Origin of the sequence: Paenibacillus sp. S150 (assembly GCF_019352175.1) — a bacterium.
Taxonomy (GTDB): Bacteria; Bacillota; Bacilli; order Paenibacillales; family Paenibacillaceae; genus Paenibacillus_AQ.
On the sequence record NZ_JACBYI010000047.1, the window covers coordinates 1 to 14,957 of the forward strand.

General features: G+C 50.5%; 10 protein-coding genes and 3 riboswitches. Of the genes, 1 reads left to right on the forward strand and 9 read right to left on the reverse strand.

Going from position 1 to position 14,957, the window contains the following annotated elements; translation table 11 throughout:
• Window positions 1–344 precede the first annotated feature (344 nt).
• The 9 genes from HYD27_RS27310 to guaA form a co-directional block, all read right to left on the reverse strand.
• On the reverse strand, window positions 345–1,154 hold the full coding sequence (locus tag HYD27_RS27310; RefSeq protein WP_219220564.1) for a transglutaminase-like domain-containing protein: 810 nt from the start codon (window positions 1,152–1,154) through the stop codon (window positions 345–347).
• Between the two features lie 13 nt (window positions 1,155–1,167).
• Window positions 1,168–1,248, reverse strand: a riboswitch (cyclic di-GMP riboswitch).
• A gap of 73 nt (window positions 1,249–1,321) precedes the next feature.
• Window positions 1,322–1,404, reverse strand: a riboswitch (cyclic di-GMP riboswitch).
• A gap of 123 nt (window positions 1,405–1,527) precedes the next feature.
• The gene (locus HYD27_RS27315) at window positions 1,528–2,184 is read right to left on the reverse strand and encodes a class D sortase (protein ID WP_219220566.1); all 657 of its coding nucleotides are present in this window, start codon (window positions 2,182–2,184) and stop codon (window positions 1,528–1,530) included.
• Window positions 2,185–2,415: 231 nt separating this feature from the next.
• Window positions 2,416–2,820, reverse strand: coding sequence for a GtrA family protein (locus HYD27_RS27320; RefSeq protein WP_219220568.1), 405 nt, complete (start codon window positions 2,818–2,820; stop codon window positions 2,416–2,418).
• Complete coding sequence (locus HYD27_RS27325) at window positions 2,810–3,805, reverse strand: glycosyltransferase family 2 protein (RefSeq protein WP_309242134.1); 996 nt, start codon at window positions 3,803–3,805, stop codon at window positions 2,810–2,812. Before HYD27_RS27325 ends, HYD27_RS27320 begins: the two co-directional genes overlap by 11 nt.
• Before the next feature lie 117 nt (window positions 3,806–3,922).
• A complete protein-coding gene (locus HYD27_RS27330; protein WP_219220572.1) occupies window positions 3,923–7,744 on the reverse strand; it encodes a phospholipid carrier-dependent glycosyltransferase in 3,822 nt (1,273 codons plus the stop codon).
• Complete coding sequence (locus tag HYD27_RS27335; protein WP_219220574.1) at window positions 7,741–9,801, reverse strand: ArnT family glycosyltransferase; 2,061 nt, start codon at window positions 9,799–9,801, stop codon at window positions 7,741–7,743. The genes HYD27_RS27330 and HYD27_RS27335 overlap by 4 nt, the downstream gene beginning before the upstream one ends.
• A gap of 146 nt (window positions 9,802–9,947) precedes the next feature.
• Window positions 9,948–11,348, reverse strand: coding sequence for an NCS2 family permease (locus HYD27_RS27340; RefSeq protein WP_219220576.1), 1,401 nt, complete (start codon window positions 11,346–11,348; stop codon window positions 9,948–9,950).
• A 217-nt stretch (window positions 11,349–11,565) separates the two neighbouring features.
• A riboswitch (purine riboswitch) is annotated at window positions 11,566–11,665 on the reverse strand.
• A 106-nt stretch (window positions 11,666–11,771) separates the two neighbouring features.
• Window positions 11,772–12,380 carry a DUF6707 family protein gene (locus tag HYD27_RS27345; protein WP_219220578.1) on the reverse strand — a complete coding sequence of 203 codons (609 nt, stop codon included), beginning with the start codon at window positions 12,378–12,380 and terminating at the stop codon, window positions 11,772–11,774.
• A 429-nt stretch (window positions 12,381–12,809) separates the two neighbouring features.
• Window positions 12,810–14,348: a glutamine-hydrolyzing GMP synthase gene (gene guaA / locus HYD27_RS27350; protein ID WP_219220580.1), complete on the reverse strand. Its 1,539-nt coding sequence runs from the start codon at window positions 14,346–14,348 to the stop codon at window positions 12,810–12,812.
• A gap of 326 nt (window positions 14,349–14,674) precedes the next feature.
• Here guaA and HYD27_RS27355 point away from each other — a divergent pair, with 326 nt between their 5' ends.
• Complete coding sequence (locus HYD27_RS27355; protein ID WP_219220582.1) at window positions 14,675–14,941, forward strand: hypothetical protein; 267 nt, start codon at window positions 14,675–14,677, stop codon at window positions 14,939–14,941.
• Window positions 14,942–14,957: the final 16 nt, after the last annotated feature.

Sequence of the window (14,957 nt, forward strand, 5' to 3'; positions counted from 1 at the left end):
CAAGCGTCCAAGACGCTGTGAAACCCACCGGTTTTGGAATCACCGAAGTGAATTCCGATACTCACTCGTTGTTCAGTTTTCAAAGATCAAGCTCGTTGTCGGCGCCGATTATCTCGTCACCAGCAACCCTTATAATATATCACGTTCATTAGAGTAATGCAAGTTTTTTTCGAAATCACTTTATTCAGTCATTTCTTTTCCAATTGACAGCGCTCTAACAACGCTTACTTATAATACCTCATAGTTATATGAAAAAGCAACCCTATTTAAAAAGAAAGATAACCCGCTTAATATTTAAGCGGGTTATCACCAAAATTCCTTAATCGAATGCAATTCTTTTATTCTTAATAGAACTTGGCAGCGGTATACTTGCTTGCTGCTTTGATCAAGCTTGTTGCCTGGCTGCTCTTCGCCAACCCGGCATCAACCGTAGTGTCAATAGTCACCCACTTGCCGTTAAGGAACACTTCATTCCAAGCATGGTACGAAGTCACATAGCTGGTATTCCCCATTACCAGCTTAGCAGGTATTCCTTGACTGCGAAGCATGGTTGCAAACAATGAAGCGTAATCGTAGCAAATGCCTTTTTTGGTAATCAGCGTATTGTCATTGTTCGGAATATAGTCTGTCGTAACATTGGAAGCCAAAGTATAGTCATATTTCACGTTAGAAACGATATAGTTGTAGATTGCTTTTACCTTTTGTTCATCAGTGGTCAGGCCCTGTGTCAGTTGTGCGGCTTTTAGCACTGATTTATCGGAAGAACTCCATTTCACATTCTGTACGGAGCTCAAATATACGGCGTTGGCATTGCTCAGGCTGAGATCTACAGTTTCGGAAGAAATCACTTTGTATTTGTTGCCGGTAGTGTTCTCCAGAACAGAAACCTTATAGGAACCATTGCCTTGCTGCAACGGGAAGGTTTCGGTTTGTTTGGAGGCGTAAAGGTTATATGTGTAGCTGTTGTTGTCCTTGGTGATCATAAGCTTGATGCGCTTATCTTTGGGAACGTCGTAGGATACAGCGATAACGCCTTGTTTCAATTGCGATGTATTTAACCAGCCAGTTTCTGTGCTGGCTGCTTCTGCGGAGCCTGCTTGAACGGAAGTGGCGACCACAAACAATGTTATTAAGGTAAAAAAGAACTTCTTCATGGATAAAACTCCTTTCGGTAGCTGGCTGCCATCCATGTGGGAAGGCCCTTTAGCTTTGCGTCCCTACCTTTCGATAGGTTTGCCGTTATCGTATAAGCTTTATCTGTCCCTACTTCTGCTAGAATCTGCTAGAATTATATCAAGAACAAACAAAAAAAGCCTCTTCATTCGGTAACTGGCTGCCATCCATTAGAGGGAAGGCCCTTTAGCTTTGCGTCCCTACCTTTCGATAGGTTTGCCGTTATCGTGCTTAGCTTTTATAGTTATATTCTACCATATTCATATCTATATACAAGCCCTAAATCGCTAGAATTCCACTAATTTATGATTAAATTTTAATTTTTCCACCTTTCAGCTCATAATTTGTCGAAGTTTAAGATAACTTAGCATGAATGATCAGGCGATGCGTTGGATTGACCAAGGGATCACAGGTAATCAGAGTGAGCATTTTGTCATCATTATGGCCGTTCAATACCGAAATATCCGTAGGTTCCACAATGGAGATGTCATACACAATGTATTGATATTCCTGCTCGCTAGTCTGCACCGATATGGTATCGCCAATCCCAACCTCATTTAATCTGTTGAAAAGCCTTCCGGCAGTTCTTGATCTGTGTGCCGCAATAGCAGCATTGCCAACCTCCCCTATGGCAGCAGTCTCCTTCATATGAGCAGCGGCATGCTTCATGTTGGCCTTGGTCGCCCCTTCCAGGACAGGGAGCTTCAAATTAATTTTGTCGATCTGGATAATGCCTATGATCTTGCCGCCCAGCTGAATTTCCGGTGCAGGCTGTTCCGCCGCCTCAGCCTGTTCATCTGCAGAGGATTCCTCGGCAAGCAGTTGGGTCACTTCAGCATAGGGCTTGCGCAAATCGGACTGCGGAGACGGCGAAGGCACAGTTTCGCTGTATGCCTGTTCGGCTTCTTCCAGCAGCTTCTGCTGCTGCCAATCGTTATACCACTCGTTTGCTTTGGGATACAGCATGATCAGAATCCCGGCAAGAATAATGAAGTAAGAGAACTTGCGCATGGACATCACCTCCTTAAAATAGCCTGTATTGCCCCAAGCAGAAACGGCTACGCCTCCTTGTAAAGGACGGCGTGTTGCAGCGAGAAATAGAAGGATCATTTAGTGTGCCGAGCATATAAATTCTATTTCAAGGAGAACGGCTCTGCCGTCTTTTTTAAGGCATCATAGGCTGCCGAAGCAACGGTTACCCGTATCAATTGCAGGCTTTTGGGAAGAAGCATACATATATTTTCAAAACACCCACTTGCGGCTTCCGAAAAAATTAATGATCACGGTCACGAAGGTAACCAATACTTTGGCAATCAGCACCTGAATGCCGAAGCGGTCTGTCAGCCAATGAATCAGCAGCACCGAGATGCCCAGCACCACCAGGTTCAGGACAATAAATCTTACCAGCTGCCTGCGGTCAAAGCCATCCTTGCTCCCCCGGTCCTGATCCCGAAAGGTCACCTTCTTATTCCAAATAAAACTGTTGGCTGTACCGGCGCTGTACGAAATGATCTGTGCCGGTGTGTTCATCATTCCCAGTGAGTGCAGCAGAGTAAAGACCGCAAAATCAACCAGCGTATTCAGCAGGCCTACGGCGTTGAATTTCAAGAACTGGATAAAGCCTGCGTTCAGCTTTTTATCTGACATAATCGTTTTCCTTCCGTCCGCCCACATTCAATACGTCCGTATCTTCCTCAGTATACCCTTTGGTTTCACGCACAATATACAGCGGTCTATCCTTGGATTCATCATAAATCCGCCCGATGTATTCACCGATTACACCAAGCAGCATAAGCACAATACCGTTAAACAACAGGTTTACACCCACGATAGAAGCCCAGCCGGGAACGGTCCAGGAGGTGAACACCCTTTGAAACAAAACAAAAAACAGATAAAGAAAGCTGGAGAAGGAAAGAAAAAAGCCGATGTAAGAAGCTATTTTCAGCGGTTTGTGGGAAAAGGAGGTGATGCCGTCGAGTGCGAACCGGATCATTTTCTTCAGCGGATATTTGGTTTCCCCGGCAAAGCGTTCCTCACGCACATACTCAACCATGGTCTGCCGAAAGCCCACCCAGCTCACCAACCCCCGGACATAACGGTTCTTCTCCTTCAAACCGCGCAGCACATCGCATACTTTACGGTCAATTAAACGAAAATCTCCCGTGTCCGTAGGTATTTCCACACTGGTCATGCTGCTGAGCAGACGGTAGAAGATCTTCGCCGTTGCTTTTTTGAAGAATGTCTCTCCGTGACGTTTGAGCCGCTTGGCATATACAACCTCGTAGCCCTCTTTCCATTTCTCGATCATCTGCAGAATAACCTCAGGCGGATCCTGAAGATCCGCATCGATAACCACGACCGCCTCGCCTTCAGCATAATCCATCCCCGCCGTGATCGCTACCTGATGACCAAAGTTGCGTGAGAAATCGATCAGCTTGACATGTTCATCACGGCTGCTGACCTCGCGCATAATCTCGGCTGTACGGTCCCGGCTCCCGTCATTGACAAAGACCAGTTCGTAGGATTCGCCGCATCCGTCCATTACTTTCTTGAGACGCCCGTACGTATGCTGAATGACTTCCTCCTCATTGAACATGGGGACAATTATACTGTATCTGGCTTTCACCTTTATTCCTCCTAAAAGTTTGTCGCCTTTATTTCTTAGATATAGCTTCTCACAAAACTGGCTTCCTAAGCCTAAGCATCCGCCAAGCTTGGCCAATCCACTTCTTCACCGGGATCCGCTCTCCTAGAATACCCAGGAGGGGAACCAGCGCAGTACAACATCCACATAGTCTTTACTGACCTGCATGCCGGACAATACGGGATAAAACAATACAAACAGCAGCGCGGCACCGGCCACATAAGCATAACGCATGTACCGGGCTTCAGGGTACTTGCTGTCGAGCAGCTTCATAATATATACAACAGCAAGAATTATGAACGGCACCATCGCAAAATAATGGTAAAGGAAGGTCTCGCGCGGAACCAGCATCCATGGCACATATTGTGATAAGAATCCGATCCAGATCATATACAGATTCTTGTCCTTGCGTTTCACTGTTAACCAGATCGCCGCCAGCATCGCAAAGATTCCTGTCCACCAGATCAGCGGATTGCCCATCGTGACGATGCTGCTCACCTGTCCTTCCGGCAGGCCTTCGCCGCCGCTGAAGAACCATACCGGCCGTTTCATAAACGGCCATTCCCACCAGGAGGAAGCAAACGGATGGGTTGCGACAAGCTGGCTGTGGTAATTGTACATGTTCTTTTGGGCATCAATCAGGCCTTTGAACGTATACCCGTCTGCCGAGACAGACAGGACAGGGATGAAGGACAGGCTGTAGATGATTCCCGGGATAACCACAAAGAACAGCAGGCAGCTGAGCAGGGTCAGAATGGTGTTCTTCCAGAACGCCCCGTCCGCAGTGCGGCAGGCGGCCTTGAGCTCCTGATCGCCTGCTCTCCCCTCAGCCAGCAAGCGTCCGGCCGCTTTGTATTCCCTGTAGCGCTCGAACAAAACAAGCGCCAGCATGATCGCAAGCCCTGCCCCGCCGTAGAGCACAATCCATTTGGAAGCAACGCCGATCCCGAAGAACAGACCGGACCAGAACAATGGCACCAGCGTCCGCCGCAGCGGAACGCGGTAGAAATTCATCGTGAAATACCGCTGCATGAAGTAGAACATCAGCATGATGAAGAATACGCCGTAGACATCGATTGTCGAGATGCGCGTCTGGGTAAAATGCATGAAATCAAGCGCGAACAATCCGGCGGCTAGGGCGGCGTAGACAGTCCTTTTGAACAGCCGCAGAGCCATCATATAGATCAGCGGCAGCATGGCGATACCAAACAGGGTACCGATAATCCGCCAGCCGAACGGGTTGACGCCGAACAGCTCCATGCCGGCAGAAATCAGCAGCTTGCCGAGAGGCGGATGGGTATTCTCATAAGGGACAATACCGTGTGTATACTCATAAGCCGTACGGGCATGGTAAATTTCATCGAAATAGGTGCTGTTCATGAACCCGGAGTTTTCCGGAATGATGGATTGTTCATCAAACAGGTTGGACGGCTGGCCTCTTTTGGCAGCCGCACCATCAGGCGTAATGCTCGCTACCGCAAGCGGTGTTTTGCCTCCACCCTGCTCATAGAAGGCCATTTCATTCAAGGTGAAGCCCGGCGAAGTAACGGTCAGCTTCACATATCTTGCCGCTACGTTCAAAGGCTGGCTTTTCCAAATGAAGACGTTGCCGACATCCTCATTGACATCCAGCGGGCTGCTCCAGGCCTCTGGAGTCTGGCTGAATTCCAGCTTGAACTTGCCGGTGCCGACACCGCCGAATATATTCACACGCTCCAGCTGTCTGCTCTGGCCGAGGTCCACATAGAAGCTCTCGCCGCTGGCTGCCGGTTCCCACAGGGTTTCCGGCGCTTTGTCAGAGCCCAGATGAAACAATGCCAGTGCCGCATATACGGCGGTAATGCCCAGCATCCACATCCAATCTTTGCGCTGCAGCTTGAATCTGCCGGCTCTTCCCCTCTTCCCAAGCGGGCGAAGCCCTTCGGCAAGCTCCACATCGGCATCATATTTCTCCGCTGCAGACACCGTTGGAAGGATAGGCTTGATATCTTTGCGGATGTATACTGCATATCCGACATACAGCATGTACAACGCCAAAGCTATATTGGCAATTGAAGTTACCAGAACAATGCCGTCCGAAGGCGGATTATTGCCGGCATTAAGATGGGCCAGAGTATAGCCTACGTTAAGATACTGCGTCAGAGTAAAGCCGAGGAACAGGGTCAGGAAACGCCGGTCCCGGCTCTCGATATAGGTGAACAGGCACAGGATCAAGGCCGGGTACATGTACCGTTCATGCATTTTGGTTCCGAATACGAACACGATTGTGATCAGAACCATACCGATGAAGAAGGATTTCGACAGGTCATTGCGGTCTTTTTTGAATGAGTAATACGCTGCAAGGGCAACGGCTGCCAGGATGAAAATAAAGCCCCAGGCGCGGTAGGTAATCCCCAGCCACATGGAATTAATCGAAGCCCACATCGGGTCAGTCAGCGCATATAGATTAAAGGCATTCACTGTTGAATAGGGATAGGAGGATAGAGTGCCCTTATAAAGCTCTATCAGTCCGCCGAGTCCGCCGTTATTCCAGAAGAACGGCGCCGCCAGAACGGCAAAGATGCCAAGCCCGTAAAGGGCACCGAACGCCAGCTGCTTCCACGCACGGTGATGATAGAAAGCCAGCATAAGCACAGGAGTAAAGATCAGGGCCTGAGGTTTAATAAGTGTGGCTAAGGCAAAGAAGATGGCCGAACGCACAAAGCCCTGTTCCGAAGCGGCCAGGATGCTAAGCAGCAGGAATACCAAAAAGAATGAGTCCGCTTGTCCCCAGGCCGCAGAATCCATCAGCACCGCCGGATTGAACAGGAACAGCAGCATCAGGCCGATGGCCATGCCGGAACCAAGCTTCTTGCGGCCTGAGCGGTAGATCAGCCAACCCAGCACCAGATCGGAAATGATCGCCGGCAGCTTGAAGAGCAGTGTTTCTCCCCCCGAGCCATGCGCAAACCCGAACAGCCCGCGGATGAAGCTCAGCACATACAATATGTACAAATATCCCGGAGGATAATCGGCAAAATAACCCTCCTCATAGAACTTGCCGGGTCCCATATCCACAAGGCGCTGGCCCCAGGCAATAAAGGTATTCATATCATTCTGATATCCTTGCGCTGTCAGTCCAATCCAGATCCGCAGAATAAAGGCCGCCCCGAAGACAACATAGAGCCATCTGGTATATACAACATCCGGCTGCTTCAGAAGCCGTTCACTGCGGAATGCTTTATTATAGAAGAAAGCGAAAAAAACACTGAACACCGCCGACAGCAGCAGGAGCTTGGCAGGCGATACCTTGTGCGGTGTCTCCGCAGCCTGGGTGCCCGCATTCTGGGCCGCCGCTTCGCTGTCGAGCGAGATGGCACTGGCTCCGCCGGGAACAGCATCCACTTGCTCTACGGACAGATCATCAAAGTAGGCTTTGCCTTGAATAAGGCTGGCATAGCCGCCCAGGGCTGCGCCGATGCCCAGCTCTTTTTGCCCGGAGCCGGTTTGGCCGTAGAATTCAAGGTACTGCCAGTCCCCCGCCGTATCTGTGGTAGCGGGATAACCGCCGCCGATGCCTACCGCGAAAATGTTCGCGCCAAGGCCTTCGCCTGCGGTGCTGACGATTTTGACATAACCGGAGATCTTATAATAGCTGCTAGGCTGGACCGCAATCGTCTGCACCCACTTGAGGTGATTGGGCTCCAGATTCTCAATAACCGCCGCCTTGCTCCCGGAATGGACATCCTCAGACTGCACGGAGAGCAGCCCCGAGCTGTCCCCGGAGATCCACATATCCTTGGTCCAGCCTGAAGGAGCATCTTCGTCACCGTCTTCAAAGCCCGGATTCTGCAATAGATTGCCCTCTGCATACATGCTTGTTACCGGAAGAACGAACAATAACAGCATTAAAACGATCATTGCGGCCGCGCGTGTACTCTTGATCATCGTTCCAACCTCACCTCGTCAATGTTAATCCAGCCGTCCCCGCCGGTTATGTAAATCTCCGCCTGCTCGCCCTGTTTAAGGGCGGCGTCCGGAAGCACAACAGGGTGATACTCATCCCCTGCAGTCAGTTCAGCTTCTGCGCGCAAAGAGCCATTCACCCGAATACCGATCCTGCCTCCGGTCCCTCCGGCGCTGACCATAGCTGTTAGTCTATAGATTCCAGTCCGGGCCGTAAAGGTCTGTGTGATGCTCCCGCCTGTATTCAAATCAAGATAAGCATGCTGTGCTCCTGCGTAAGGATTGTTGCCCGCTACTCCCGCTCCTTCGGAGAAGCTCCAGCTGGAGGTCCCTTCTTCAAATCCGCCATTAGGAATCTCAGCCTGGACTCCTTCTACATCCGAAGCAGCCATACCTTCCGTATTGTTATAAATAAGCACACTATAATTGGTGAACCGTGTAATTGTATGACCTCCCGCCACAGCAGGCAATGCCTCGTTATTCCCGTAGACATAAGCCGTCTGCCCCGGCTCAAGGCCGGGAGCGCCGAAGCTGTAGCGGCCAAAGGAAGCAACCTCTTGAAAAGCTTCTCCGGGATTGGAGTACTTGACGGAATCCAGAAAGTCATGCGGATTGATTTTCTCATAAAAAAGTACAAAAATATAGGGCATGTTAACCTTGTCCGTAACGTAAACCCTGCCGCCGGTTGCTTCAGAAGCATACTGGATGGCCTCCCCCAGCGAGTCGTAGAAGGCCGGGCCGATATCCCCGGGGAAGTCCCGAAAATAGGTGTTTGTAAAAAAAGCAAACATTACAGCAAACGCAGCAGCGGACAAAATGCCAACAGGCTTCAGTTTGCGGTACAGCCAGAAAACAGCTGCTGCAACCAGCAGAACCAGCGGATAGAAAATAATATTGATCCGGTTGATGTTCACAGCCGTTATGAATGCCATCAGCACGGCGGTGCCGAGCCAGAGCAGGACGGCCAGATACTTAAGCCCATCGCGGCCGCGCTGATACAACCCATAAATTAAGACGATCAGCCCGAGTGCGGCAAAGGGCAGCGCTATCGGGTAAGCGTAGCCGTATGGAGCTATGGAATTCCAGGGCAGCCCGTCGCTTCCGCTGCGCATAAGCCGGATAAACGCACCGAAGTTGCCGGACGCAGTCTGCAGCAGCTGACCGCCGAATACGGAGGAAATCTGCTCCACCCGCGGCATTGTTAATTTGGGGATTGTAAAGAGCTTCGTTCCGATCTCCTGAAATCCATAATGATTAATTACTATAAATAATAATACAGGCAGCGCAAGGAGCACAAATAGAGCGGCATTCCATACAAGCGTGCGGAATTTCAAGACTTTACTATACAATAGAAGAATTGCTGCACAGATAGCAAATACCGGCACAAAAAAATAGGCAGTACCGTACGCATACAGTGAGATTGCCATGATAAACGTGAACCCGTAAGACCATTTGGAGGCCTGAAATGACTTCAGCAAACAGAAGAATGCAATCAGGATTAAGGTCGGGTACAGGTTGGATTCCAGCGCCCATCTGGACATCATGATATGCCAGGGGTTGATGGCGATAAAGAACATGGCGAAGCTACCGGCCGCTCTGGATGGAAACAGCTGTTTCATGCTCAAATAGAAAAAGATCATGCCGAGCAGGCCCATCACCAGACTAAGTGCCCGGACAGACAGCGGCGTCAGCCCGAACAGAAAGATGAAGGGCATGGATAAATAAGCATACAGCGCGTTCTGGCCGCTGCCCCAGGATATGAGGTGAACGGGCAGACGGACGCCGTTGCGGTCAATCCCGTAATGCATGATTGCATATGCATCATAACCGATCGATGCTTCATCCTGATTAAGGCCCGCCGGCAGGGAACCGAGATAAACTGTCCGTACAACGGCTCCCAGCACAAACAGCAGAAGCGGCCATGGATTGTCCAGGCAGGCTCGGTATGCTTTTGGGAATAGCTCTAAGAAGGAACGGCTTCGCTGTCCTCTGAAAGAAGCGGCTTCCGTTTCTCCAAAAGCTTTCTTATAATGGGACAATTGGATCACCTCTTCAAACAATATAATCGAAATGCCGGATGAAGAAAAGGCAGCAACGAAAAAACGGCCCCTTCATAATATAGAAGGGACCGCTGAAAGACCGCTGAATCAGATCGCTCAAAGGCTTGTATAGAACAAGGCTTTTCTTAGCCCTGGCTGCCGATCAGGATATAGCGCAGAATGATCAGAACGGCAAGCACCCACATCATCCAGTGGATGTCGTATTTCTTTTTGCCGGCAAGGTTGGCTACGCAGGCCAGAATGACATAAGTTACGATACCGAACGAAATCCCATTCGCAATATTGTAAGTGAAAGGCATAATGACGAAGGTCAGGAAAGCCGGAATCGCCACCACCATATCCTGAAAGTCGATTTCGCGAATCGATTGCGCCATCAGTACACCGACAATAATCAGCGCGGCCGCAGTTGCGGAGCCGGGAATCAGCGCAGCGACCGGAGCCAGGAACAGGGCAAGCAGGAAGCAGACGCCGGTAGTAACAGCTGTCAGACCTGTACGTCCGCCTTCGGCAACACCGGCGGCACTCTCAACATAAGCGGTAGTGGTGGAAGTACCCAGCATCGCACCGCCGGCTACAGCGACTGCATCGACGAACATGGCTTTTCCGACACGTTTTTTGCCTTCTTCGGCGTTCTTCATAATTCCGGCACGCTCAGCAGTACCGACCAGTGTACCAAACGTATCAAACAATTCTACGAAAGTGAATGTGGCAACTGCGGATACAATCCCGGTGTGCATGATGCCCTGCCAGTCAAATTCCCAGAAATTCAGCTGCGAGAAATCAGGAACCCAAGGTGTCTGCGGATTGGACAGAGTGCTGAAATCAACGGCGCCCATGAGGATAGCGGCTACTGTAGTGCCCAGAATTCCAAACAGGATTGCGCCGCGCACACGCAGCACCATCAGAATGGAGATCAGCAGCAGGCCGATGATTACCAACTGAACATTGGTGTTCTCCAGGCTGCCCATATGGATTACCGTTTCAAAGGAAAGCACGTCTGTGAACTTGTTAGCGGCGATATCATTGCCGGCTTCAACGCCGATCGTCATCAGTCCGCTGTTCTTCAGGCCGATAATGGTGATGAACAAGCCGATACCGACGGTAATGGCATGCTTCAGGCTGTCAGGAATTGCGGTTAGCAGGATCTGCCTGATCTGGGTGATGGTAAGCAGAATGAAGATAATACCGGAAATAAATACGGCGGTCAGACCCATTTGCCAGGAAAACGGATGATCGGTAGTTGCCGAGGACAAAACTACCGATGCAAAATATGCATTAAGGCCCATACCGGGCGCCAGAGCTACCGGAAAATTAATAAACAATCCCATGGCGATGGTGAAGATCCCCGCGGCAAGCGCCGTAGCCAGGAATACCGAATACCAGCCCATGTCGATGCGGCCGAAGGCGGTAAGCGTCCCGGGATTAACCGACAAAATATACGCCATTGCCATAAATGTGGTCAGACCGGCCATGATTTCTGTGCGTACTGTGGTGCCGTTTTCTTTCAACTTGAAAAAGCGGTTCAAATTGTTCTCCCCCTAAGGTGTATGTTGTCTGAAAGCAGCAGAAAAGCCGGCATCTTGGAAGACACCGGCCCGAAAAAAGAGCAGCCTTGACGCGCCTGCCAAGCTGAGACGGCTCGCCGTCCTTTGACGGTACCGCTTCAGAGAGAAACATAAGGATGATTGATAGTGTGAAACCTATAAATCCTTATATTCGGACAAAAATCCGCAGGATCGTGCAGGCTTTGCTCTTTTTAATCGTAGCCAGGTCATTACGGTGACCTCGTAGAGACTTCCGGGCCGATTCCCGGAATTATACGAAATATTTATGCTGCTTGAGCGCTTTTTTATTTTAGGTGTACATGACATGGCTTGTCAATGGTAAATACGAACATTGAGCGTAAGGTTTTTGTTATTGTTCGTAATTCAGACATTTATCATAAAAACCTAGTTACTGCTGTATGCGGACAGCCGGAGCAGCTCTGCGGTGTAATCTTTAATCCCTTCTTCTAGCTTGTCCTTGTCAATGAGAGGGTATCCATCCATTTCGCGGCATAGGATCATGCTCTTCAGGGCTGAGAAACGGTAAGCCGCTGCGCCGGCCGGTGTCGGCGCTTGCTCTATTTTGTCCCGGGAAGCGAGGTCATTATAGGTCGTGCGGTTTTTGATGCGCAGACGCAGCTCCTGCTTCGCTTCACGGTCCATGAGCTTGCCTGGTGTGAGATGATCCGCTTCAATCTGCGCAATGATGGACTCAGCTTGCTCCCCCTTCCCTTCCTCCCGCAAAATTCTGGACTTCAGCCCCCGGATGCTATGTATAAAAGACCACACGTTAAAGTTATTGCTGAACACCAGTCCGTCTGTCAGTCCGCATACCCGCTTCGCGGAGTCTGTATCCCCATTTATATACAGCAGCAAGGCTAAATCCGACAGGGCCTCCATGTCCGCCGCACTTTTATAGGATATTTTATGGGCCAGCCTGCTGCTTATCGCCGCTGCTCTCCGGTTCAGACTGCCAGTGGCAATGTGCGTGAATAAGGTTTCAGAGTTTTCCATCGGGTTCATCGCTCCTTTTATATCATTCGGTTATTATATACCCCGTCAAGTCTGTGAAGCAGCAAATGATAAAACACCGGGCCGAATATCGGGAAGCCTATTTAGCATTTTGGAATAAGCTTGAAGGCTGGAAGCCGTTCGATTGTACTTTGTACAGCAGATGATCCACAAATTCCCCTAAGCATGCAATCTGTTGTACTCTGTACAGCCGATTCTCCATAAAAGGCCCCTCCTGCCAAGAAACTCAGCAATCCGTAGCACGAAATACAGCAGAATAGCATTTGGACAGCTAAAAGAGCAAATCTGCTGCAGAAACAAGTGCAATCATCATATCCTGTGACCAACTGAATCCTGCTGATGTCAATCGCCTCACCCCAAAAAAAGAACACCCCAGAATAGGATGCTCTTGTATTGGCTATAGGAAAAATACTACTCCCACTCGATCGTCGCAGGCGGTTTCGAGGTGATGTCGTAGACGATACGGTTCACATTGTCCACTTCGTTCACGATGCGGACAGAGATTTTCTCCAGCACATCCCAAGGAATGCGCGCCCAGTCTGCGGTCATCCCGTCGATGGAGGTCACGGCACGGATGCCGACGGTGTAGGAATACGTACGCTCATCGCCCATAACCCCTACACTCTTCATGTTCGGCAATGCGGTGAAATACTGCCAAATTTCACGGTCGAGACCGGCCTTGGCGATTTCCTCACGCAGGATGAAGTCCGAATCGCGCACAATCGCCAGCTTCTCCTCAGTAACCTCGCCAAGCACACGAATGGCAAGCCCAGGCCCCGGGAAAGGCTGGCGCCAGACGATGGCATGCGGCATCCCCAGCTCTTCGCCCAGCTTGCGCACCTCATCCTTGAACAATGTGTTCAAAGGCTCGATCAGGCTGAACTTCATATCTTCCGGCAGTCCGCCGACATTGTGATGCGATTTGATCGTTTGCGCTGTTGCTGTGCCGCTCTCCACAATATCTGTATACAGCGTACCTTGAGCAAGGAAGGAGAAGTCGCCCAGCTTGGCCGATTCTTCGTCGAAGCAGTAGATGAATTCATTGCCGATGATTTTGCGCTTCTGCTCGGGATCGGAGACACCCGCCAGCTTGCCCAGGAAACGCTCGCGCGCATCAATCTTCACCACATGGATGTCGAATTTGCCGACAAAGGTCTCCATTACGCTCTCTGCCTCGCCTTTGCGCAACAGGCCATGATCGATGAACATACAGGTCAGCTGATCGCCGATCGCCCGGTGAATCAGCATCGCCACAACCGAGGAGTCCACACCGCCGCTGAGGGCGCAGAGCACTTTCTTGTCTCCAACTTTAGCCTGGATATCCTTGACGGCATCCTCGATAAATGATTCCATCGTCCATTTGCCCTCGCAGCCGCAAACCTGGTACAGGAAGTTCGAGATCATCTTATTCCCGTTTACGGAGTGGCGTACCTCGGGATGGAACTGCACAGCGAAGAATTGGCGGTCTGCGTTGCTCATTGCCGCAATCGGAGCACTCTCGGTGCCGGCATCCAGCTTGAATCCGGAAGGAAGCTCCACGACATGGTCGCCGTGGCTCATCCATACCGTCTGGCTGCCTTCAAGTCCGGCGGCAAGTACGGCTCCCTGCTCGAAATCAACATTGGCCTTGCCGTATTCACGTTTGGATGCACGTTCCACCTTGCCGTCAAGCTGCTGCGCCATCAGCTGCATGCCGTAGCAAATGCCAAAAATCGGCAGTCCCAAATCATACACAGCCGGGTCCACATGCGGGGCATCCTCCGCATACACACTGCTTGGCCCTCCGGAGAAAACAATCCCCTTCGGGGACAGTGCCCTGATCTTCTCAATTGGCGTATTGTACGGCAGAAGCTCGCTGTATACCCCCAGGTCCCGAATTCTGCGCGCGATAAGCTGGTTGTACTGTCCCCCGAAATCGAGAACAACGATAATTTCATTTGGCTTGTTCATTACGTGCCTCCCTTGATTATTGGATTCATTATACTCATGGTTAATTCTTACCGTCAAGGAAAGCAAGGCACGTTTCTTCTGTGGTTTTCCCCTTATGCAGCAAGCGAATACCAACAATGCGGCGGATGTTCACAATATGGAAGTCTGCGGACGGATTCAAGGGAATTTATGGCTGCGGCGAAGGCCCGGGAACTCGCGGGTGATCTGCAGATTCAAATAATTAGATTGTCAACATTCAGACCAAGCCGTGGAAAGAGGCCATAATGCAAATCGGGTAAAATCCTGATGTTTGAGAGATGCGCTATGCGGAATAGAAGGTTATATTTGTGCCGGATGGATATGCCTGCAGGCCCTTATGTTCAGGCTGTACCGGCGGCGGTCCGATTCAAGCAGGCAACAACAGAAGCATGGAGCTCCAAATGACTGCGCCGGAGAGTGTAGATAACCGGGAATTCCCTTTTCGTCCGGGCCAGGAGATGATATTCACGCTGGAATCCCTAATTGACCAGTCCAAGCTTAATTCAGACAAGGATGCTTGGATCAGTATTGGCTCTGTCAAGGAAGGCCACCTGCCAAGCAGAAGAATATTCTGATTGCCAGCATCCTCTG